Raw genomic sequence first — 19982 nt, forward strand, 5'->3', positions numbered from 1 at the left:
GCACGGCATACCCTTGTCCTGCCCCGCTCCCGACCTCCGAGGACCCCCTATGGCGCACCAGTGGCGCGGCGTGATCGCCGAGTATGCCGACCGTCTCCCCGCGACGATCACCGAGCGCGTCGTCACGCTGCGCGAGGGCGGCACGCCGCTGATCCCCGCCGAGCACCTCAGCGAGCTCGTGGACGCGCAGGTGCACGTCAAGTACGAGGGCCTCAACCCCACCGGCTCGTTCAAGGACCGCGGCATGACCGCCGCGATCTCCGACGCGGCCCGCAAGGGCGCCAGGGCGGTCATCTGCGCCTCGACGGGCAACACCTCGGCCAGCGCGGCGGCCTACGCCACCAAGGCCGGTATGACGTGCGGCGTCCTGGTCCCGGCCGGCAAGATCGCGATGGGCAAGCTGAGCCAGGCCATCGCCCACGGCGCCACGCTGATCCAGGTCGACGGCAACTTCGACGACTGCCTCACGCTGGCCCGCAAGCTCGCGGAGGCCTACCCGGTCGAGCTGGTCAACTCCGTCAACCCCGCCCGCATCGAGGGCCAGAAGACCGCCGCATTCGAGGTCGTCGACGCGCTCGGGCACGCGCCCGACATCCACTGCCTGCCCGTCGGCAACGCCGGCAACATCACGGCCTACTGGAAGGGCTACACCGAGTACGCCGACCCGGCCGCCCCCGGTGCGCACGGCACGGCGCCCGCCAGCCGGCGTCCCCGGATGTTCGGCTTCCAGGCGGCCGGCGCGGCCCCGATCGTGCTGGGCCACCCCGTCGACGAGCCCGAGACTATCGCGACGGCCATCCGGATCGGCAACCCGGCCTCGTGGGAGCAGGCGGTCGCCGCCCGCGACGAGTCGGGCGGTCTGATCGACTCGGTCACCGACGAGGAGATCCTCGCGGCGCACCGACTGCTCTCCTCGCGCGAGGGGATCTTCGTCGAGCCGGCCTCGGCCGCCTCGGTCGCCGGCCTCCTCAAGGCGCACGCGGCCGGGCTCGTGCCCGCGGGGTCGACGATCGCCTGCACGGTGACCGGCCACGGCCTCAAGGACCCGCAGTGGGCCCTCAAGGGCGCGGACGGTGCCGAGGTGGAGCCGGTGCGGATCGGGATCGACGTCGTCAGCGCCGCCGACGCGCTCGGGCTGGGGTGATGGCCGAGCTCGAGCCCGGCCTGTCCGTCTCGGTCAGCGTCCCGGCCAGCACGGCCAACCTCGGCCCCGGGTTCGACGCGGTCGGGCTGGCCCTCGGTCTCCTCGACGAGTATGCCGTCGAGGTCACCCCGCACCCCGGTCACCTCCGGGTGCTGCTGGAGGGGCAGGGGGCCGACGACCTGCCGACCGACGCGCGCCACCTCGTGGTGGCCCGGCTGCGCGAGGCCCTCGAGGCGTGCGGGATCGGCTGGCTCGACGGCTACGGGCTGCGCGTCATCTGCCGCAACGCCGTGCCGATGTCGGCGGGGCTCGGCTCCTCGGCCGCGGCGATCGTCGGCGGGCTGGGGCTGGGCTTCGCGCTCGCGCGCGGGGGAGACCTCACCGAGGCGGACCTCGGCCTGGTCAACACCCGCGCCGGCATCGCCGAGGGGCACCCGGACAACAGCTCGGCGTCGGTCTACGGCGGCCTGACGATCTCCTGGATGCCCTCGCCGCAGGTGGTGCGCACCGCGCGCCCCGTGCTGCACGAGGACGTGGCCCCCGTGGTGCTCGTGCCGCGCGACGCCCGGCTGGACACCGCCACGGCTCGCGCTGTCCTCGGGCCCCAGGTGTCCCGGCCGGACGCGGTCCGGCAGGCGGGGCGGTCCGCGCTGCTCGTGCACGCGCTGACCTCCGAGCCGGGCCTGCTGCTCGACGCGACCCAGGACTGGCTGCACCAGGAGCAGCGGCGGGAGGTCTACCCGGTGACGATGGGGGCCGTCGACCGGCTCCGCGCGCTGGGTCACGCGGCGGTCGTATCCGGTGCGGGACCGACCGTGCTGTGCCTGACCACCGCCGAGGTGGCGGAGATCGTCGTGCAGGAGGTCCGCTCGTGGGCCGACCCGTGGCAGGTCCTGCAGCCCGGCGTGCCGACGGTCGGCCTCCAGGTGCTCGGCTCGGAGGGCGCTCGCGGCTGAGCGGTGCCACGATGAGCGGGTGGCCTCCTCGACGCGGATGGTGGCGCTGGGTTTCGGCACGTTCGCCCGTGCCGACCGGATCTACGCGCTCGAGCGCCTCACCGGGGACGAACGCGGCGACCGGCGCCGCACCAGGGTGTGGGTCGAGGGCGTCGCCGACCCGCTGATCGCCTCCCGGACCGAGGTGACGATCCTGCGGGACATGGGTCAAGGTGCCGTGGTGGCCGGCCCGGAGCTGGACGAGGCGCTCGACCTGGCAGCCCGGCTCGCGGCGGCGGCGGAGGAGGGGCGGGTCGACCTCAGCGACCTCGGCCGTCGGGCCCGCAGGCTGCTCGCCTCGACGACCCCCGCGTCCGAGGACTGAGCGGTCGACACACAATGACCGCATGAACGCGACGCCTCGCACGACCCTGCCTTTCCGCCAGGTCGACGTCTTCGGGCCGCCGCGCGAGGCCGACGCCCCGGCTCTGGCCGGACTGTCGGGCAACCCTCTCGCCGTCGTCCACGACGCGGACGACCTCGACGACGAGCAGCTCGCGGCCTTCGCGCGCTGGACCAACCTGTCGGAGACGACCTTCCTGCTGTCCCCGACCGACCCGGGTGCCGACTACCGGGTGCGGATCTTCACCCCGGGTGGTGAGCTGCCGTTCGCCGGCCACCCCACGCTCGGCTCGGCCCACGCCTGGCTGGAGGCGGGCGGCATACCGCGCAGCGAGGGCGAGGTGGTCCAGGAGTGCGGCGCCGGCCTGGTCAGGGTGAGGAGGGGCGACCGGCTCGCGTTCGCCGCGCCGCCGCTGGTGCGGTCCGGGCCGGTGGCGGAGGAGGACCGGGCCCGGGTGCTGGCGGCGCTGGGTCTGCGCGAGGCTGAGGTGCTCGACCTGGCCTGGATCGACAACGGACCCGGGTGGGTCGGGGTGGAGCTGGCCGACGCGGCCGCGGTGCTCGCGGTCGAGCCGGTCGCCGAGCACTTCGGGCGCGTCGACGAGCCGGGGGCGCTCGGGCTGGCGGTCGGCGTGGTCGGGCGCTGGCCGGACCCGGGTGCGGCGGGCAAGGACGTGGAGGTCCGCGCCTTCTTCCGGGACGGGCCGCACCTCGTCGAGGACCCGGTGACGGGCAGCCTCAACGCCGGGCTGGGTCAGTGGCTCGTGGGGTCCGGCCGGCTGCCGGACCGGTACGTGGCCGGCCAGGGGACACGGCTGCAGCGCGACGGGCGCGTCTACCTCGAGCAGGTCGGCGGACAGCTGTGGGTGGGCGGGGACGTGACCACGACCGTGCGTGGCGAGGTCACGCTGGGGCGTGGTCACGCCCGCCGGTGAGCGAGGTCAGCGCAGGCTGCGCGGGTCGAGCTGCGAGGTGACGGCGGCGGCATAGGCGTCCTGACCCGCGGCCGTCGGGTGGAACGGCACCATGTCCTGGGCCCCGGTGATCCAGGCGTCGGGGGCGTTGACCCCGTGGCCGGAGAACTTCTCGGTGACGTCGACGTACTGGAAGCCGTGCTCGGCCGCCTTGGCCGCGATGACCGCGTTGAGCTGGTCGGCGCCGGCGTTGAGGAGCTGCTGCTCGGAGACCGTCGCGACGAGGGGCGTGCCGGTGACGGCGTAGTCGCCGAACTCGGGGGAGAAGAGGCGCGGGTAGCCGGTGACCACGACGTGCGCCTCGGGCGCGGACGCATGGACCGCCGCGTAGGCGGTGTCCAGCAGGGGCGGCAGGACGTTGGTGATCGCCCACGTGGACTGCCCGACAGCCCACTCGCAGGTCTCCTCGTCGTAGGCCAGGCACGCGCCGATGGCCTGGGACCACCCGATGTTGTTGCCGCCGATCGTCACCGTCACCAGCTCCGCGTCGTCGAGCCCGACCAGTTGCGTCTCGAGCATGGTCTGGACGGTCGCTCCGGCGCACGTGTTGTCGTCGTCGAGGGAGATCTTCTTCCGCGCGTCGAGGCGCTCAGGGTAGGCGGCCTCCGACTGGCCGCAGGCGCCGAGCGGTCCTGAGCCGGCCCCTGAGGCGTAGGAGTCCCCGAGCGCGTCGTAGGTGACCTCGTCGGGGGCTGCGACGGAGGGGAGAGCGCTCGAGACGGTGAGCGCCAGGACGGAAGCTGCGACTGCTGCGGGGCGCCGATGCCCCTGTTCACGGGTTCCCATGACGGAACGGTAGTGCCGGGGCACCCTCGCTGTCAGCAAACCGGCTGGGCCGTGCGGCGGACGGTCGCCTAGGCTGGACCCTCGCGCGCTCGTGGTGGAACTGGCAGACACGCAGGATTTAGGTTCCTGTGCTCCGGCGTGCGGGTTCGAGTCCCGCCGAGCGCACTCAGGCGGGCAGGTCGATCCCGAGCTGCTTGGCCAACGAGGCGACGTGGCCCTTGGCGCGCACGTTGTACTTCGCCACCTCGACGACGCCCTGCTCGTCGATGACGAAGGTCGAACGGATGACGCCCATGACCTTCTTGCCGTAGTTCATCTTCTCGCCGTAGGCGCCGTAGGCCGTGAGCATCTCCTTGCTCTCGTCCGACAGGAGAGGGAACGGCAGCGACTCCTTCTCCGCGAACCTCGCGAGCTTCGCCGGAGCGTCGGGGGAGACGCCGACCACGGCATACCCCTCCCGGGCGAAGACGGCCTCGTTGTCGCGGAAGTCGCACGCCTGGGTGGTGCAGCCCGGCGTCATCGCCGCCGGGTAGACGTAGAGGACGAGCGTGCGGCCGGCGAAGTCGGACAGGCTCACCTCGTGCCCCTCGGCGTCGGTGAGGGTCCAGGCGGGGGCGGTCTGACCAGGCTCGAGACGGCTCATCGGGGGCTCCTTGAGGGTTCGCTGACACGGCTTCTGCGTTATCGTCTCAGACGAGACAGATGCCCCCTCACCAGAGGACGACCCAGGACATGGCCAGCACGCAGACCGCACGTTCGCCCAAGGAGATCGAGGCCGACCTCGCCGCCACCCGCAACCGGCTGGCGCGCACCGTCGACGAGCTCGCCTACAAGGTCAGCCCGCAGACCCTGAAGGCCAACGCCCTCGCCTCCCTGAAGTCCTCGGCCAACGACGCGACGTTCGACCAGGACGGCAACCTGCGCTACGACCGCCTCGCCAAGGTGCTCGGCGGGGCTGCCGCGGGCGCGATCGTGCTGGGCCTGCTGCGCCGCACCTTCAACAAGCGCTGACCTCTCCCCGTGATCGTCGACCAGGCGGTCTACCGGACGGGGCAGCGCCAGGAGTGCGGCGACCCCAGCGACGAGCTGGCGGTGCTGCGCGCCGCGGGCGCCCCCGACAACGACTTCCTCTGGATCGGGCTCAAGGACCCCACCCCCGAGGAATTCGAGTGGGTCCGCGAGGAGCTGGACCTGCACCCGCTGGCCGTCGAGGACGTGCGCCACGGCAACCAGCGCGCCAAGGTCGAGACCTACGACGAGACGGTCTTCGCCGTCGTCAAGACCCTGCGCTACGTGGAGTCGACCTCCGACATCGAGACCGGCGAGCTGATGGCCATCATCGGCAACCACTTCGTCGTGACGCTGCGCCGTGGTGACGCGGCGCCGCTGCACCACGTGCGCCAGCGTCTGGAGGAGCACGAGCAGGGCCTGCTCCGGGAGGGGCCGCTCGCGGTCCTCCACGGGCTGCTCGACCGGGTCGTCGACACCTACCGCGAGATCGACGAGGAGGTGGCCGCCGACCTCGCCGAGATCGAGCGTGACGTCTTCGGCGGGGCCAACAAGACCGACTCCTCGGCGATCTACCGCCTCAAGCGCGAGGTGCTGGAGTTCCGCCGGGCCGCCGAGCCGCTGCGCGTGCCGCTGCAGCAGCTCACCGACAAGAACGGCTTCGTGCGGTCCAAGGAGCTGCGGCTGCACTTCCGGGACGTCGTGGACCACCTCGCCCTGACGCTGGCCAGCATCGAGTCCTACGACGCCCTGCTCTCGGACGTGCTCGGCGCGCACCTGTCGCAGATCGGTGTCCGGCAGAACGACGACATGCGCAAGATCTCCGCCTGGGCCGCGATGATCACCGTGCCCACGCTCATCGCCGGCATCTACGGCATGAACTTCGACCACATGCCCGAGCTGCACTGGCTCGTCGGCTACCCGCTCGTGCTGCTGCTGATGGCGGTCGTGGTCGGCCTGCTGTGGCGCTCGTTCACGCGCTCGGGCTGGCTCTGAGGCGACTCGCGCGCTCTGCGACACTGGTCGGGTGACTGCGACCACCGCTCCCGCCCTCGTCACCGCCAGCGGCCTCGCCTACCGCGTGCAGGGTGCCCCGGACGGCGTCCCCGTCGTGGCGCTGCACGGCACGCCGGGCTCCCGCTTCAGCGGCACCCCGACCCGTGACCAGCTGCAGGCGCTGGGTCTGCGCGTGGTGACCTTCGACCGCCCCGGGTATGGCGACTCGCCCGCCCGCGAGGACCGTCCTGTCCGCGCGCTGGCCGGCGAGGTGCTCGAGGTGCTGGAGCACGCGGGCATCGAGGGCCCCGTCGGGGTGTTCGCCGGGTCCGGCGGGTCGGCCGGCGCGCTGGCCTTCGCGGCGGCGCATCCGGAGCGGACTGCCGCCCTGTCGCTGGTGTGGCCGGTCGCGCCCTGCGCCGACGAGGCGGGCAGTCCCGGCATGGGGCAGCGTGAGTGGGTCGTCGGCATGGACGAGCAGCAGCGGGGGCTGCACGCGCTCGCCCTGCAGGACCCGGTGTTCCTGCGCGACCAGCTGGAGGTGCACCTCGGTGCGCACGCCGGGGCGGAGGGCATCGTGGCCGACCTCGTGCAGGTGCAGGAGCCCTGGGACGTGGACCTCGCGGAGATCACCGGCCCGGTCGACGTGTGGTGGGGCACCGACTCGGCGGTGAGCCCGGCCGGTCACGCGGTCTGGCTGTCGGACCGTCTCACCGGCGCGCTGGTGACCGAGCACCCGCAGGAGGAGGCCCACTGGCACGTGCGTCGCCTGGTCGAGGTCTTCGCGCTGCTCGGTGAGCGCCTCGGCGCTCGCGCACGCACCGCCGAGGAGCTGGCCGCGGTCGCCGCGCTCGACGCAGGTGGTGGGGGATGCGGTGGGGACGGGGGCGGCTGCGCCTGCGGCGCCGGGGGCTGCGGGTCCTGACGGAGATCGTCCGGTGGGACAGGCCGGGCGGTCCACACCGCAGGGCTCGGCTCGGAAAGTCATGGCCCGAGGACACAACCCGGCGGGTGCTGTGCGGCGTCTACAGGGCATGAGCGGCAGAGGACGGGCATCATGGCCATCGCGGTTGAAGACGACTTCGCCGCGTTCGTGAGGGCGCACCAGCGGGGGCTGTTGCGTGCGGCATACCTGGTCTGCGGGGATCGTGCCCAGGCCGAGGACGCGGTGCAGGAGGCCTTCGCGAAGCTGGCGAGCCGGTGGCAGAAGGTCCGTGAGGGAAACCCCGATGCCTACGTGCGCCGCGTGGTCTACCACGACGTGGTGAGCGGGTGGCGTCGCTGGGGGCGCCGCCAGAGCCCGGCGGACCCGGTCGAGGTCGGCGTGCTGATGGAGCGGCGCGGGGTGGATGACCCGCTGGAGTCGTGGGTGGAGGGTGCGGAGGTGCGGGCGGCGTTGGCGCAGCTGCCGCCGCGGCAGCGCGCCGTGATGGTGCTGCGCTACTACGAGGACCTGTCCGAGGCGCAGATCGCGGAGGCGCTGGGGATCGCGCCGGGCACCGTCAAGACGTTGGCCAGGGGTGCGCTGGTGAACCTGCGGCGGCTGCTGCCGGGTGTGGCGCCGGTGCTGAGCGTTGAGGGTGGTGAGTGGTGATGGCACGTGGGCACCTCTGGGAGGTCCTGGATCGCGGTGCTGAGGGGGTCGAGGAGGTCGACTTCGTCGCGGCGTCGTGGGACGAGGGCCTGCGGATGCGGCGACGTCGTCGCGCTCTGACAGCGACGGGGCTGACAGCAGCGGGTGTCGGCGCGGTCGCCCTGGCCGTGGTGCTGGGCGGGGGCACGGGGCCGGATGCGGGCCCGTTGCCGCCGGCGGTGACGCCGACCTCGGACGTGCTGGTCAGCGACACTCCGTCGACGACGCCGACCGAGGACGTCACGGCCTCGGCGTCCACCACGCGGACTGGCACTGCCGCTCCGACCGGACCGACGACGCCGCCGGCCGAAGCCCGGTTCGCGTTCGACGTCTCCAGCATCGGTGGCGTCCCGCTGCCGGCCGCGTCCGCGGACGTCATCCCCGTGCTGGAGGCCGCCTTCGGCCCACGCTCGGGTGCGCCTGTCCTCGACGCGGACGGGGCCTTCGAGACCGCGCCGGACACCGCGTGCGCGCCGCTGGCGCTCGCGCCCAGGGCAGGCGTGCGCGACCTGTCCTACTGGACGCTCGAGGACGGTGAGCTCTTCGTCTTCGAGCGCGAGGTCGCCGGAACGATGATGGTCGAGGGTTACCGGGTGTCCGTCCGGGCACCCGACGTGGACCTGCCTCGGGGGTTGGAGGTCGGCATGTCGCTGGAGGACGCGCGGGCCCTCCTGCCGGCGGCGGAGACCCACGACCTCGAGCTCGCCAGCACCCTCCTGCGCGGCTGGCCCGACGTCCCGATCGAGCAACGCCTCTCCGACGGTCAGGTCCATGCCTGGCTGGAGCCCGGCGCGTCGACCGTCGCGATGGTGCAGTCCGGCCCGTCCTCGTGCACCGACCCCGGCGACCTCGTCTACCTCGGCGACCCCACGTACGACCCGATGGGGGGACGGCACGGCATACAGGAGAGCGTGCTGCCGGCGCCCGTGGACGAGGTCGTGCCAGGCCTGACACAGGTCCTGGGCGAGCCGGCCACGAGCAGGGGGGCCAACACCTGCCCGACCGGCAGCGACACCATCTACACCTGGCCGGGCGGCCTCGAGCTGCAGGCGACGGAGGTGGACGGCGTGCAGGTGGTCGAGGGCTGGACCTTCACCGGGACCGACGACCGTGTCATCCTGGTCGGGGACTTCTGGGTAGGTCAGCCGCTGGAGGATGCGCAGGCTTCAGGCTCGCTCGAGCTCATGCCCGAGCGCCCCGACGGCTCACGGCTGGCGAGAGGGAGCGGCGCCCTCGATCTCGCCCTGACCTTCGAGCCCGACGACGAGGGCCGGCTACGGCTGACGACGCTCGAGCACCGGCCGACGATGTGCGGTGTCGGCCACCTGAGGTGGGGGGATGCCCCCTGAGCACCTGTCCCCGGTGACGGGCGGACGGCCGGTCCCCGAAGGGGGGACCGGCCGTCCGGTGAGTCGTGACGGTCAGACGGCCGTCAGGGTGTCGCGTCCTCCGTCCCTGGCGTCCTTGGCCCGTATCTCCGTGACCTCGTCGCCGCACGTGGTCTCGAAGGGCTCGTTGAACTGGTCGCCGCTGTAGTCGGCGATCCAGTAGTAGATCCCGGCCGCGCTCACGGTGACGCCGGTCGAGGTGCCGGCGGCGGTCCCGTCCAGTGCCACCGTCTCGTCCTCCCCGACCTGCGTGGTGCAGCCGGCGTCGGAGTAGAGACGGAACGTCACGGTGGAGGAGTCAGCGTCGGTTGCGCCCGCCCGCAGGCCTGTGATGGCGAGATCGTCGTGCAGCACCCACGACTGCTCCGTGGTGCCCGAGGGAGCGGCCTTGGTGTCGTCGTTGGTGATCGTGCACGTCTCGGTCTGGCCGTTGGCGATCACGATGTCCTGGCACTGGCCGCCCGTGCTGTCGCTGTAGGTGGTGGTGTACCCAGGCGCGTCATCCTCGACGACGTCGTAGCTCCCGGCGTCCACCGTGAACTCGTTGCCGTCGGCCTCGAAGGAGATGGAGCTTCCGCCGTCGATAGTGAACGAGAAGTCCTCCTCCGTCTCGGTGCGGCCGTTGTCCTGGACCAGGTCCTTGACGACGATCAACGTGCCGGGCTGGTCGTCGTTGGTGATGGTGCAGGTGGCGCTACCGCCGAGCGGGACGACGACGGCGTCACAGGTGGTGTTGGTGCCGTCGCTGTACGTGGTGGTGTAGCCGCCGCTGTTCGCCTCCGGCTCGGCCACCGCGTAGGTGCCGGCGTCGACGGTCGTGCTGATGCTGCCGTCGCCGTCGCCGTCGGAGTCGAAGCCGACCGCTGTCCCACCGTCGATGGTGAACGTGAAGTCGTCGAACCTGGCGTCGCCTCCGTTGTCGTTGGTGATGACCTTGGTGACGGTCAGCGTGCCGGGCTGGTCGTCGTTGGTGATGGTGCAGGTGGCGCTGCCGCCGGCCGGCACGAAGACGTCGACGCAGTCGGCGTTGGTCCCGTCGCTGTACGTGGTCGCGTAGCCGCCGCTGTCGGCCTCGACCTCGACGACGTCGTAGCTGCCCTGGTCGACCTGCACCGAGTAGCTCCCGCTGGCGGGGAAGTCGATCGGCGACCCGCCGTCGATGGTGAACGAGTAGTCCTCCGGCACCGCGGTGCCGCCGTCGTCGTTGGTCACGTCCTTGACGACGTTGAGCGTGCCCTGCTGGAGCTGGTTGGTGATGAGGCACTGCTTCGTCTCGTTGGCGACCACCTCGAACGTGCCGCCGGCATCGATGTCGACGCCGTCGCAGACGATCGAGTCCATGGTGTACGGCCCGCTGAGGATGTTCTCTGACAGGGTGTAGCCCGCGCCGGCGACCAGGGTGGACTGCGTCTCGCCGTCGCCGTCCTCGGTCAGGGTGCCCTGTGCCGTCAGGGTGCCGTCGAAACGGATCTGCGAGTCGTCGGACCGGGAGAGGGTGTACTGGAACTGGCCGGTGCCGCCCTCGGGGTTCGTGTCCTTGGTGATGGTCACCGAGCCGCAGTTGCTGATGTCGACGAAGTCGCCCAGCACGGTGTCCTTGTAGTCAGCGGTGTCGGAGTTGCCGGTCACTGTGCCGGGGATGATGTTGGCGATCGTCGAGCACGACGTCGGTTCCGCCGGGAACACGGTGTCGGAAAGGTTGACGGCCGCCTCGCCCTGGAAGCGAGTACCGCTGTAGGCGGCGAACGCGTCGTCGGTGGTCGTCAACTCCTTACCGGCGTCCAGCAACAACGTGCGGCCCCCCCACTCCTCGGGGTCAGGGTTGGTGCTCGGCTGGCCGTCGGCGTCCAGGTAGTACCACGTCCGGAGGATGATCACCGCGCTGTTGCCCGACTGGTCCCACACGATGACGAAATCGCCGGGCTGACGGTTGGCCCAGGGGTTGCAGGTGGCGGCCTCAGCGCTGGAGAGGGGGTAGTCGCAGGCGCTGCTCACCGGCTGTGCCTGGAACTCGTACATGAGCACGCCGCTGCCCTTGTTGGAGTCACGCTGCCACGCGAAGTACAGCCACACGTCGCCGGCGTCGTCGGTCTCGCTGGTCACCCACACCTTGTCCAGGTCCGTCTGTGCGTTCGGGTTGGTCATGCCGAGCATCGGGACGGGTGCCGTGTGGATCACGCCGAGCTTGGTGCTGCTGCTGTTGAGCGGACCGAGCTCCGAGGCGTTGCCGTTCGGGTCGTCCTCCTCGATGTCGGCGTTGCCCAGCATGCCCTCGTTGGGAACGGTCCCGTCGATCAGGAACGGATTGCCGACGGCAGCCTGGGAGACGGTGCCGCCGGCCAGGCCGACGAGCACAAGGAGACAGGCGAGCAGCACTGCTCGCAGGCGTGGGGGTCGTCCGCTCGCGGAGACCACGTGCCCCGGAGGGCGCAGTGAACGCATGGGTGGGCCTTCCTGCCAGAGTTGGGTGTCACGGGTCGACGGTCAGTCACGTGACCGTCGACCCTGAGCCAACTCCTGTTGAAGGCTTCACCACTATGGGCAGTACTGCCTATTGCCAACCGTGCCGCTGCTGTGCACAATGCGTGCGGCGCAGCGGAGCCTCAGGCCGTCAGCCCACCTCGTCGCGCGCCGCGACGAACGCCGCGACGCACGCCCGGACGTCGTCCTCCGAGTGCGCCGCCGAGAGCTGGACACGGATCCGTGCCTGGCCCTTGGGCACCACGGGGTAGGAGAACGCGATGACGTACACGCCCCGGCCAAGCATCGCGTCGGCGACCGCGGCAGCCGTGCGAGCACCGTTCTCGCCCGGGAACATCACCGGCACGATCGCGTGCTCGCCCGGGAGCAGCTCGAAACCGGCCTCCGTCATCAGCGAGCGGAACAGCTCGGCGTTGCGCCGCAGCCGGGCGCGCGGCTCGTCGGAGTCGCGGGCGAGCTCCAGCGCCTTCATCGACCCGGCGACGACCGACGGGGCGACCGCGTTGGAGAACAGGTAGGGGCGGCCGCGCTGCTTGAGGAGGTCGACGACCTCCTGGGGGCCCGCGACATACCCGCCGGAGCCGCCGCCGAGCGCCTTGCCCAGCGTGCCGGTGAGGATGTCGACCCGGTCCATCACACCGCACGCCTCGTGGGAGCCGCGGCCACGCTCGCCGACGAAGCCGGTCGCGTGCGAGTCGTCCACCATGACCATGGCGCCGAACTCCTCGGCCAGGTCGCAGATCTGGTCCAGCGGCGCGAGGTAGCCGTCCATGGAGAAGGCTCCGTCGGTGACGATGAGGATCCGGCGGGCGCCGGCCGCCTTCGCGGCCTCCAGCTGGGCGCGGAGGTCGTCCAGGTCGCGGTTGGCGTAGCGGTAGCGCTGCGCCTTCGACAGTCGCACCCCGTCGATGATCGAGGCGTGGTTGAGCGCGTCGGAGATGACGGCGTCCTCCGCCGACAGCAGCACCTCGAAGATCGCGCCGTTGGCGTCGAAGCACGACGGGAAGAGGATCGAGTCCTCCTTGCCCACGAAGTCGGCGATCGCCTTCTCCAGGTCGCGGTGCTGGGTCTGGGTCCCGCAGATGAAGCGGACCGACGCCATACCGAAGCCCCACTCGTCGAGCGCGGCGTGCGCCGCGGCGAGGACCTCGGGGTGGTTGGCCAGGCCGAGGTAGTTGTTGGCGCAGAAGTTGAGCGCGTCACCGGCGGTGGTGGCGATGTGCGAGCTCTGCGGCGTGGTGATGAGCCGCTCGCGCTTGGTCAGTCCGTCGGCCTCGATCTGGTCGAGCTCGGCGCGCAGCTGGTCCTTGACGGCAAACATGGTCTCTCCTCAGCTCCAGTCCATGATGACCTTGCCGACCTCGCCCGAGCGGGCCGCGGCGAAGGCGTCCTGCCACTGCTCGGCAGGGTAGCGGTGGGTGATGACCGACCGGATCCGGTCCCGCAGGACCTCGGAGGTCTGCAGCATCGCGGTCATCTTGTACCAGGTCTCGTACATCTCCCGGCCGTAGATGCCCTTGAGCGTGATCATGTGGGTGATGACCTTGCCCCAGTTGATCTCGAACGGGGCCGAGGGCAGGCCGAGCATCGCCACGCGGGCGCCGTGGGTGCAGTTGTCGATGAGCTCGGCCATCGCCCGCGGGCTGCCCGACATCTCCAGGACGACATCGAAGCCCTCCGTCATGCCCAGCTGCTCCTGCGCAGAGTGGATGCGCTCGCGCCCGACGTTGATCGTCAGGTCCGCGCCGGCCGCCTTCGCCTGCGCCAGCCGCGCGTCGGAGAGGTCGGTCACCACGACATACCGGGCCCCGGCGTGCCGGGCGATGGCGGCGGCCATCACGCCGATCGGGCCGGCGCCGGTGATGAGCACGTCCTCGCCCTCGAGCGGGAAGGACAGCGCGGTGTGCACGGCGTTGCCCAGCGGGTCGAAGACCGCGCCCAGGTCGGGGTCGATGAGGTCGGGCTGCACCCAGACGTTGCTGTGCGGGACCACGACGTAGTCGGCGAAGCAGCCGTCGCGGTTGACGCCGAGGTTGGAGGTGTTGACGCACATGTGGCGGCGGCCGGCGCGGCAGTTGCGGCAGTGCCCGCAGACCACGTGCCCCTCGACGGAGACCCGCTGGCCGGGCCGCAGGCCGTAGCGCTCGTCGTCCGGCACGCCGGGGCCGACCTCGACGATCTCCCCGTAGAACTCGTGCCCGACGACCAGCGGCGGCTTGAGCATCCCGGCCGCCCAGTCGTCCCAGCTCTCGATGTGCAGGTCCGTGCCGCACAGCCCCGCGCGCAGCACCCGGATCTTCACCTCGCCCGGGCCGACCTGCGGCTCCGGGATGTCCATCAGCTCTAGTCCTGAGCCGGCGGTGGCCTTCACGAGTGCGCGCATGGAGCAATCTTGACGTATGCCGTGCCCGTGGCCGCGTCCGGTGGGTGGCCGACGGGGGCGGTCGGCCCTGTTTTGGGACCTGGGCCTAATGGGTGCTAAAGTTTTCCGCTGTTGCGCCTATAGCTCAATTGGCAGAGCAGCTGACTCTTAATCAGCGGGTTCGGGGTTCGAGTCCCTGTGGGCGCACTGTCACGAAGGGGCAGGTCGAGACGACCTGCCCCTTCGTCGTCCCCGTGGTTGACTGGGCCAGGTGACGGACCAGCGACACGACGCCCGACAGACCGCTGCCCGCGCCGAGAACGCCTCCGAGTTCCGCGCGGCCGACGACCACGCCCCGGACTCACCCACCGACCTGCCGAAGGCCAGCTGGAAGGCGACCCTGAAGCGCGCCGTGTCGGAGTTCGGCAGCGACGGGGGCACCGACCTCGCGGCGGCGCTGACCTACTACAGCGTGCTGTCGATGTTCCCGATGCTCATCGCCTTCGTGTCCGTGATCGGCCTGTTCAGCGACCCGGTGAAGACGGTCAACACCCTGCTCGACCTCCTGGACCAGATGGGGGCCGGCAAGCAGCTCGAGGCGGTCCGCCCGGTCGTGGAGAGCCTCGCGAGGAGCGACGCGGCGGGCTTCGCGCTGGTCCTCGGTCTGCTCGGTGCGCTGTGGGCCGCCTCCAACTACGTCAACGCCTTCAGCCGGGCCATGAACACGGTCTACGAGGTCCAGGAGGGGCGTCCGGTGTGGAAGCTGCGGCCGTGGCTGCTGCTGCTCACCTTCGTCATCCTCGTCATGATCGTGCTGGTCGCGCTCTCCCTGGTGCTGTCCGGGTCGGTGAGCGACGTGATCTTCGGGGCTCTCGGGCTGGGCGGTGTCTTCACGTCGGTCTGGAACATCGCCAAGTGGCCGGTGATGTTCGCCGTGGTCGTGCTCATCGTGGCGCTGCTCTACTGGGGCACCCCCAACGTGCGCCCGCCGCGCTTCCGCTGGATCAGCCCCGGCGCGGTCGTGGCGATCGTCGTGTGGGCTCTGGCGTCCGCCGGGTTCGGCTTCTACGTCTCGCGGTTCGGCAGCTACAACGAGACGTATGGCGCGCTCGCCGGCGTCATCGTGATGCTGCTGTGGCTGTGGCTGACCAACGTCGCTCTGGTGTTCGGCGCGGAGTTCGACGCCGAGCTGGAGCGCGCCCGGGAGCTGGCTGCCGGGCTCCCGGCGGAGGAGGAGATCCAGCTGCCCCCGCGCGACGCCCGGGGCACCGAGAAGAAGGCTGCCAAGAGTGCGGAGCTGGTCCGGGAGGCGCGCGAGCTGCGCATGCGCGCAGCCGCCCGACTGCGCTCGTCCGGGCGTGGTCCGCGCGGGCAGAGCGGCGATTTCTGACCTGCGCGGGAGGCGGGGTACGATAGCCCGCGTTGTCCGTTCGGCCCCGGCCGGATAGGCAGCCATGGTGGGTGTAGCTCAGCTGGTAGAGCACCTGGTTGTGGTCCAGGTGGCCGCGGGTTCAAGTCCCGTCACTCACCCCACAGGGTTCTCTCGAACCCGCGACACGGGAGGTGAAGAGCCCGTATTTCGCGTAGTTCTGCGAATACGGGCTCTCCCTTTGCTCGCAGAAGCAAGCAGTTGTGGGCACAGATGCGCCCCAGCAGTGACTCAGGGGTGGCTCGCCTCGGGACGCCCCTTTCGCCCGGCCCGGCCGCCTCCTGTCGCGCTCTACGGACGGCTCCCGGAGAGCGGTCCCCCACTCCGCGGGGCAAAGGCAGGGGCGGTGCGAGGCTGCTCAGCTCAGCTTCTCTTCGCCGATCCACGCGTCCACGGTGATGACATCTCGCACGATGGGAGCCTGCGGAAATCCTGTGCCGCCCAGCCTGGCGATGGCGGGGAGGTAGACGTCCTGGTTGAAGCGCTCGAGTTCCTCGCGGGTGTCCCAGAACTGCATGACCTGCCAGCCGCCCTCTGCCGGGCCGGCAGCGAAAGCGCGCCGAGCCGTTGGCGCATCGACATCGCCGACAGCCTGGCGAACCGCCGCCCAGTGCTGCGCCGTGCCGCCAGGAAAGAAGGCCAGACGGAGGAACGCCATGGACCCACGCTAACGCGGTTGTGGCCGCGCCATCGGCGGCACGAGCGGGCGTTCGCATATCGCGCCGGCACGAGGGTGCTGTCGCGCTCGATGCGGGGGCGGGTGACCGACAACTTCGAGAGGGAAACGGTTCCTCGCGCTGGTCATAACCATCTCCCAGAACCACTTCCCTCTCGAAGTGATGTGCTGCGGGTGCTCGAGCAGCGCTGCCCGGTCCGTCAGGTCGTTGACTCGACCCTTGGCGGGTCGTGATGTCGCGCACCCGGCTACTTCCAGAAGGTGATGTAGTCCAACGTGCTCCTGCTGACATAGACGTTGGACGACGCGTCGATGAGCCGCTTCTGCGTGTCGTAGAGGTTGACGGTCTTGTACTTCACCTGAGTGTTCTCTGACCTCCAGTTGGAGAAGTCGATTTCGGTCGGGCTGTTGAGGTAGTAGCCCGCCCACGCTGTCGAGTGCCAGTTGAACATGCCGACCGCTGCCTTCTCGATCACCGTGTACTGCCAGGTGCTGCACCCGCCTGCTTCCGCGCTCGTGGCGTGCGTCCCCTCCGCGGTTGTGCGAGCCTCAGTCGACCGGGATGCTGCCGGGATCGGGCGTGACAGGGCCCGGCGCCCCGGTGTGCCTGGCCGAGATCTCCTTGAGCGTCGCGCTGTCCAGTCCGGGCTGGGGCTGGAACACCGCCTCGCGGTAGTAACGGAGCTCGGCGATGCTGTCGAGGATGTCGCCCAGGGCGCGGTGGCCGCCGGTCTTGGCGGGGGAGTTGAAGTAGGCACGGGGGTACCAGCGACGCGCGAGCTCCTTGATCGAGGACACGTCGACGATCCGGTAGTGGAGGTGCTGGTCCAGCTCGGGCATGTCCCTTGCCAGGAAGGCCCGGTCGGTGCTCACCGTGTTGCCGCCCAGGGGCGCCCGGCGCGGCTCGGGCACGTGCTCGCGGACGTAGGCCAGCACCCGCTCCTGCGCCTCCTCGAGGGTGATGCCCGACTCCAGCACCTCGATCAGGCCGGAGGTCGTGTGCATCTGGCGCACGAAGTCACCCATCTGGTCCAGAGCGGCCTGCGGCGGCCGGATCACCACGTCGACGCCGTCGCCGAGCACGTTCAGCTCGGCGTCGGTCACCAGGCAGGCGACCTCGACGAGGGCGTCGGCCCCCAGGTCCAGCCCGGTCATCTCGCAGTCGATCCAGACGATGTGTTCGGCAGCCACGAGGCGACAGCCTATCCACCCGCCCACCGGTAGCCTCGCCCCCATGGCCGAGCACCCCCTGTCGATGCCCCCTGCCGAGCGCGGGAACGGCTGGCAGCAGCTGATGACCTTCCAGCCGGGAGCACCGACCCCGCCCAACGCCACCCGCCGCCCGCTGATCCGCCGGATCCTGCTGTGGAGCCTCGTCGTCGTCGGGTTCGGGCTCGCGGCGCTGGTCATGGGACTGCTCGTCACCGAGTCCCTGGGGCTGGTCACGGCCGGCCTGGCGATCGCGACCGCGGCGATCGCGCTGGGCATCGTCGTGCCGACGTTCCTGTGGGTCGACCGGCTCGAGGCCGAGCCGGCCCGCCTGCTGTGGTTCGCCTTCCTGTGGGGAGCCCTGATCTCCACGCTCGGCGCGCTGGTCCTCAACGAGCTGGGCCTGGCGTTCTTCGGCGGGCTGCACGCGGACCCGATGGTCGTCGGAGCGGTGGTCGTCGCACCGGTGGCCGAGGAGCTGGCCAAGGGCCTCGGCGTCCTGCTGATCTTCCTCATGGCGCGCCGCGAGTTCAACGGCATCACGGACGGCATCGTGTATGCCGGTCTCGTCGCGGCGGGCTTCGCCTTCACCGAGAACATCCTCTACCTCGGCGCCGCCTACACCGAGGTCGGCACCCCGGGCCTGGTCGGGCTGTTCGTCCTGCGCTGCCTGGTCAGCCCGTTCGCGCACCCGATGTTCACCGTCTGCACCGGCCTGGCCCTCGGGTGGGCGGCCCACCGCCGCCGCGCGTCGTCGGCAGGGGTGGTGCTGCTCGGCTACCTCGGGGCGGTGTCGCTCCACGCCCTGTGGAACTACAGCGCCGTCGCCGCGGCCGAGTCCTTCCTGCTCGTCTTCGCCGTGGTGCAGCTGCCTCTCTTCGTGGCCTTCCTGCTCATGCTCCGCTGGGCCACCCGCCGTGAGAGCCGTCTCCTGCGCGACCTGCTGACCGGTTACGGGCTCAACGGCTGGTTCACGCCCGCGGAGGTGGCCATGCTGGCCGACCCGGGGGAGCGCCGTCGTGCCCGGGCGTGGGCGCGCACTGCGGGCGGACGCCGCGCGGAGCGCGCGATGGAGGCCTTCCAGGACGAGAGCGGCGAGCTGGCCATGGTGCGCAAGCACATCAACAGCCAGGGCACCGACGCACACTGGGCGGCGCGTGAGCAGGCCCTGCTCGACACGATCACCGCCCACCGCAGGGTCTTCGTCCCAGGCCTGTGAGGCGACCCGTCGCCGAGGGGGCGGCACGGCATACCGGAGCCGCGCTGGTGCCCCCGGCGCGACTCGAACGCGCAACCATCGGATTAGAAGGCCGGTGCTCTATCCATTGAGCTACGGGGGCCTGACCGCACAGAGTGTAGGCGGACCCGCCGACTAGGATCACCTCCCATGACCGAGGCCGGACCGGGGATCGACGCACCGCTGGGGGAGCTGCGCTCCCGGATCGACGAGGTCGATGCGCAGCTCGTCGACCTGCTCGCCCGACGTCTCGAGCTGGTCAGCCAGGTGGGGGAGGTCAAGGGGCGGCACGGGCTGCCGATCTACGCCCCGGACCGCGAGGCGACGATGATCGCGGCCAAGCGCCGGCTCGCGCAGGACCGCGGCGTCTCCCCGGACCTCGTCGAGGACGTGCTCCGCCGGCTGATGCGCGAGTCCTACACGCACGAGAAGAACATGGGCTTCACCCGTCAGGGGCCCGACGACCTCGGCCCGGTCGTCGTGGTCGGCGGCGGCGGCAAGATGGGCTCGCTCTTCGCGCGGATGCTCACGCTCTCCGGGTATGACGTGCGCGTCGTCGAGCGCGACGACTCGCCCGAGCAGGTGGCCGGGCTCCTCTCAGGCGCCGGCCTCGTGGTCGTCTCCGTCCCGATCCACGACACCACGGCCGTGCTCCGGGCGCTGCCGGCCCTGCCGCCGGGCTGCCTCCTGGTCGACCTCACCTCCACCAAGTCCGAGGCGCTGCGCACCATGCTCGAGGTGCACGCGGGGCCGGTGCTGGGGCTGCACCCGATGTTCGGTCCCGACGTCGACAGCCTGGCCAAGCAGGTCGTCGCCGTCGTGCCGGGGCGCGATCCCGAGGCCTCGGCCTGGCTGGTCGAGCAGATCCGGCTGTGGGGGGCGCGCGTCCACGAGATCGACGCCCAGAGCCACGACGAGCTCATGGGGCTCATCCAGGCGTTGCGGCACTTCTCCACGTTCGTCTACGGCTGGCACCTTTCGCACGAGGACCACGACCTCACCGAGCTGCTGGCGCTCTCCTCGCCGATCTACCGCCTGGAGCTGATCATGGTCGGCCGGCTCTTCGCGCAGAACGCCGAGCTCTACTACGACATCATCACCGCCTCCCCGGACGTGGTGGCGCTCATCCAGCGCTACCTGACGCGCTACGCCCAGGCCTTCGAGCTGCTGCTGCGCGGTGACCGGGACGAGTTCGTCGCACGCTTCCACGAGATCCGCGCCTGGTTCGGCGAGCACGCGGAGGCCTTCCTGGACGAGTCGCGCACCCTGCTGGCCCACGCCGACACCACCCGATAGACCCCGGACCGGCCCACGGGCTTGCC

Annotated in this window: 20 protein-coding genes and 4 tRNA genes; 15 read left to right on the plus strand and 9 right to left on the minus strand. The window is 71.0% G+C overall.

What is annotated here, in order from left to right; translation table 11 throughout:
* Window positions 1-49: 49 nt before the first annotated feature.
* Genes thrC through IEV65_RS03570 form a run of 4 tightly spaced genes read left to right on the plus strand, consistent with a single transcriptional unit; the run spans window position 50 to window position 3416 of the window.
* On the plus strand, window positions 50-1144 hold the full coding sequence (thrC, locus tag IEV65_RS03555) for a threonine synthase (RefSeq protein ID WP_188428209.1): 1095 nt from the start codon (window positions 50-52) through the stop codon (window positions 1142-1144).
* Entirely contained in the window at window positions 1144-2100 is a 957-nt protein-coding gene (locus tag IEV65_RS03560; RefSeq protein WP_188428210.1) for a homoserine kinase, read from the plus strand. The genes thrC and IEV65_RS03560 overlap by 1 nt, the downstream gene beginning before the upstream one ends.
* 19 nt (window positions 2101-2119) lie before the next feature.
* Window positions 2120-2464 (plus strand): hypothetical protein, encoded by a 345-nt coding sequence (locus IEV65_RS03565; protein WP_188428211.1) that lies wholly within the window; start codon window positions 2120-2122, stop codon window positions 2462-2464.
* Window positions 2465-2486: 22 nt separating this feature from the next.
* Complete coding sequence (locus tag IEV65_RS03570; RefSeq protein ID WP_188428212.1) at window positions 2487-3416, plus strand: PhzF family phenazine biosynthesis protein; 930 nt, start codon at window positions 2487-2489, stop codon at window positions 3414-3416.
* Between the two features lie 6 nt (window positions 3417-3422).
* On the opposite strand, the gene IEV65_RS03575 is transcribed toward IEV65_RS03570, so the two are convergent.
* Window positions 3423-4241, minus strand: coding sequence for an SGNH/GDSL hydrolase family protein (locus IEV65_RS03575; protein WP_188428213.1), 819 nt, complete (start codon window positions 4239-4241; stop codon window positions 3423-3425).
* Window positions 4242-4326: 85 nt separating this feature from the next.
* On the opposite strand from IEV65_RS03575, the gene IEV65_RS03580 reads away from it, so the two are divergent.
* Window positions 4327-4406 (plus strand) — tRNA-Leu (locus tag IEV65_RS03580).
* Between the two features lies 1 nt (window position 4407).
* Here the strand turns inward: IEV65_RS03580 and bcp are convergent.
* Window positions 4408-4884 carry a thioredoxin-dependent thiol peroxidase gene (gene bcp / locus IEV65_RS03585; protein WP_188428214.1) on the minus strand — a complete coding sequence of 159 codons (477 nt, stop codon included), beginning with the start codon at window positions 4882-4884 and terminating at the stop codon, window positions 4408-4410.
* Window positions 4885-4973: 89 nt separating this feature from the next.
* Here bcp and IEV65_RS03590 point away from each other — a divergent pair, with 89 nt between their 5' ends.
* The 5 genes from IEV65_RS03590 to IEV65_RS03610 all read left to right on the plus strand — a co-directional run bounded on the left by IEV65_RS03590 (window position 4974) and on the right by IEV65_RS03610 (window position 9227).
* On the plus strand, window positions 4974-5252 hold the full coding sequence (locus IEV65_RS03590) for a DUF3618 domain-containing protein (RefSeq protein WP_188428215.1): 279 nt from the start codon (window positions 4974-4976) through the stop codon (window positions 5250-5252).
* Between the two features lie 9 nt (window positions 5253-5261).
* Entirely contained in the window at window positions 5262-6245 is a 984-nt protein-coding gene (gene corA, locus IEV65_RS03595; RefSeq protein ID WP_188428216.1) for a magnesium/cobalt transporter CorA, read from the plus strand.
* 31 nt (window positions 6246-6276) lie between these two features.
* Window positions 6277-7170, plus strand: a complete 894-nt coding sequence (locus tag IEV65_RS03600; protein ID WP_188428217.1) for an alpha/beta fold hydrolase — start codon at window positions 6277-6279, stop codon at window positions 7168-7170.
* A gap of 132 nt (window positions 7171-7302) precedes the next feature.
* A complete protein-coding gene (locus IEV65_RS03605) occupies window positions 7303-7839 on the plus strand; it encodes a SigE family RNA polymerase sigma factor (protein ID WP_188428218.1) in 537 nt (178 codons plus the stop codon).
* Window positions 7839-9227 carry a hypothetical protein gene (locus tag IEV65_RS03610; RefSeq protein WP_188428219.1) on the plus strand — a complete coding sequence of 463 codons (1389 nt, stop codon included), beginning with the start codon at window positions 7839-7841 and terminating at the stop codon, window positions 9225-9227. Before IEV65_RS03605 ends, IEV65_RS03610 begins: the two co-directional genes overlap by 1 nt.
* 72 nt (window positions 9228-9299) lie before the next feature.
* Here the strand turns inward: IEV65_RS03610 and IEV65_RS03615 are convergent, their stop codons facing one another.
* The 3 genes from IEV65_RS03615 to tdh form a co-directional block, all read right to left on the minus strand.
* Window positions 9300-11708 carry a hypothetical protein gene (locus IEV65_RS03615; RefSeq protein WP_188428220.1) on the minus strand — a complete coding sequence of 803 codons (2409 nt, stop codon included), beginning with the start codon at window positions 11706-11708 and terminating at the stop codon, window positions 9300-9302.
* Between the two features lie 169 nt (window positions 11709-11877).
* Window positions 11878-13068, minus strand: coding sequence for a glycine C-acetyltransferase (locus tag IEV65_RS03620; RefSeq protein WP_188428221.1), 1191 nt, complete (start codon window positions 13066-13068; stop codon window positions 11878-11880).
* 9 nt (window positions 13069-13077) lie between these two features.
* Window positions 13078-14130 (minus strand): L-threonine 3-dehydrogenase, encoded by a 1053-nt coding sequence (gene tdh / locus IEV65_RS03625; protein WP_188428222.1) that lies wholly within the window; start codon window positions 14128-14130, stop codon window positions 13078-13080.
* A gap of 113 nt (window positions 14131-14243) precedes the next feature.
* On the opposite strand from tdh, the gene IEV65_RS03630 reads away from it, so the two are divergent.
* The 3 genes from IEV65_RS03630 (at window position 14244) to IEV65_RS03640 (ending at window position 15642) form a co-directional block, all read left to right on the plus strand.
* Window positions 14244-14316 (plus strand) — tRNA-Lys (locus tag IEV65_RS03630).
* A 64-nt stretch (window positions 14317-14380) separates the two neighbouring features.
* Entirely contained in the window at window positions 14381-15499 is a 1119-nt protein-coding gene (locus IEV65_RS03635) for a YihY/virulence factor BrkB family protein (RefSeq protein ID WP_188428223.1), read from the plus strand.
* 67 nt (window positions 15500-15566) lie between these two features.
* Window positions 15567-15642 (plus strand) — tRNA-His (locus IEV65_RS03640).
* Between the two features lie 254 nt (window positions 15643-15896).
* Here IEV65_RS03640 and IEV65_RS03645 read toward each other — a convergent pair.
* From IEV65_RS03645 to orn, 3 genes are all read right to left on the minus strand, one after another.
* Window positions 15897-16196 (minus strand): hypothetical protein, encoded by a 300-nt coding sequence (locus IEV65_RS03645; RefSeq protein WP_188428224.1) that lies wholly within the window; start codon window positions 16194-16196, stop codon window positions 15897-15899.
* Between the two features lie 266 nt (window positions 16197-16462).
* A complete protein-coding gene (locus IEV65_RS03650; RefSeq protein WP_188428225.1) occupies window positions 16463-16690 on the minus strand; it encodes a hypothetical protein in 228 nt (75 codons plus the stop codon).
* A 73-nt stretch (window positions 16691-16763) separates the two neighbouring features.
* Window positions 16764-17369: an oligoribonuclease gene (gene orn, locus IEV65_RS03655; RefSeq protein ID WP_229735052.1), complete on the minus strand. Its 606-nt coding sequence runs from the start codon at window positions 17367-17369 to the stop codon at window positions 16764-16766.
* Between the two features lie 79 nt (window positions 17370-17448).
* Between orn and IEV65_RS03660 the strand changes: the two genes are divergently transcribed.
* A complete protein-coding gene (locus tag IEV65_RS03660) occupies window positions 17449-18642 on the plus strand; it encodes a PrsW family intramembrane metalloprotease (RefSeq protein ID WP_188428227.1) in 1194 nt (397 codons plus the stop codon).
* Between the two features lie 45 nt (window positions 18643-18687).
* Here IEV65_RS03660 and IEV65_RS03665 read toward each other — a convergent pair.
* Window positions 18688-18763: transfer RNA gene (locus IEV65_RS03665), tRNA-Arg, on the minus strand.
* A 47-nt stretch (window positions 18764-18810) separates the two neighbouring features.
* Between IEV65_RS03665 and tyrA the strand changes: the two genes are divergently transcribed.
* Window positions 18811-19956 (plus strand): bifunctional chorismate mutase/prephenate dehydrogenase, encoded by a 1146-nt coding sequence (gene tyrA, locus IEV65_RS03670; RefSeq protein ID WP_188428228.1) that lies wholly within the window; start codon window positions 18811-18813, stop codon window positions 19954-19956.
* The last annotated feature ends 26 nt before the right edge of the window (window positions 19957-19982 follow it).

The sequence above is a fragment of the Ornithinimicrobium tianjinense genome, from assembly GCF_014636495.1.
GTDB lineage: Bacteria > Actinomycetota > Actinomycetes > Actinomycetales > Dermatophilaceae > Ornithinicoccus > Ornithinicoccus tianjinensis.

Excerpts from the sequence above, each read along its gene's own strand:
- bcp (WP_188428214.1), bottom strand. The coding sequence starts at position 4,884 with ATGAGCCGTCTCGAGCCTGGTCAGACCGCCCCCGCCTGGACCCTCACC.
- tdh (WP_188428222.1), bottom strand. The coding sequence starts at position 14,130 with ATGCGCGCACTCGTGAAGGCCACCGCCGGCTCAGGACTAGAGCTGATG.
- IEV65_RS03660 (WP_188428227.1), top strand. The coding sequence starts at position 17,449 with ATGGCCGAGCACCCCCTGTCGATGCCCCCTGCCGAGCGCGGGAACGGC.
- orn (WP_229735052.1), bottom strand. The coding sequence starts at position 17,369 with ATGACCGGGCTGGACCTGGGGGCCGACGCCCTCGTCGAGGTCGCCTGC.
- IEV65_RS03575 (WP_188428213.1), bottom strand. The coding sequence starts at position 4,241 with ATGGGAACCCGTGAACAGGGGCATCGGCGCCCCGCAGCAGTCGCAGCT.
- thrC (WP_188428209.1), top strand. The coding sequence starts at position 50 with ATGGCGCACCAGTGGCGCGGCGTGATCGCCGAGTATGCCGACCGTCTC.
- IEV65_RS03570 (WP_188428212.1), top strand. The coding sequence starts at position 2,487 with ATGAACGCGACGCCTCGCACGACCCTGCCTTTCCGCCAGGTCGACGTC.
- IEV65_RS03605 (WP_188428218.1), top strand. The coding sequence starts at position 7,303 with ATGGCCATCGCGGTTGAAGACGACTTCGCCGCGTTCGTGAGGGCGCAC.
- IEV65_RS03610 (WP_188428219.1), top strand. The coding sequence starts at position 7,839 with ATGGCACGTGGGCACCTCTGGGAGGTCCTGGATCGCGGTGCTGAGGGG.
- IEV65_RS03590 (WP_188428215.1), top strand. The coding sequence starts at position 4,974 with ATGGCCAGCACGCAGACCGCACGTTCGCCCAAGGAGATCGAGGCCGAC.
- IEV65_RS03560 (WP_188428210.1), top strand. The coding sequence starts at position 1,144 with ATGGCCGAGCTCGAGCCCGGCCTGTCCGTCTCGGTCAGCGTCCCGGCC.
- IEV65_RS03645 (WP_188428224.1), bottom strand. The coding sequence starts at position 16,196 with ATGGCGTTCCTCCGTCTGGCCTTCTTTCCTGGCGGCACGGCGCAGCAC.
- tyrA (WP_188428228.1), top strand. The coding sequence starts at position 18,811 with ATGACCGAGGCCGGACCGGGGATCGACGCACCGCTGGGGGAGCTGCGC.
- IEV65_RS03615 (WP_188428220.1), bottom strand. The coding sequence starts at position 11,708 with ATGCGTTCACTGCGCCCTCCGGGGCACGTGGTCTCCGCGAGCGGACGA.
- IEV65_RS03620 (WP_188428221.1), bottom strand. The coding sequence starts at position 13,068 with ATGTTTGCCGTCAAGGACCAGCTGCGCGCCGAGCTCGACCAGATCGAG.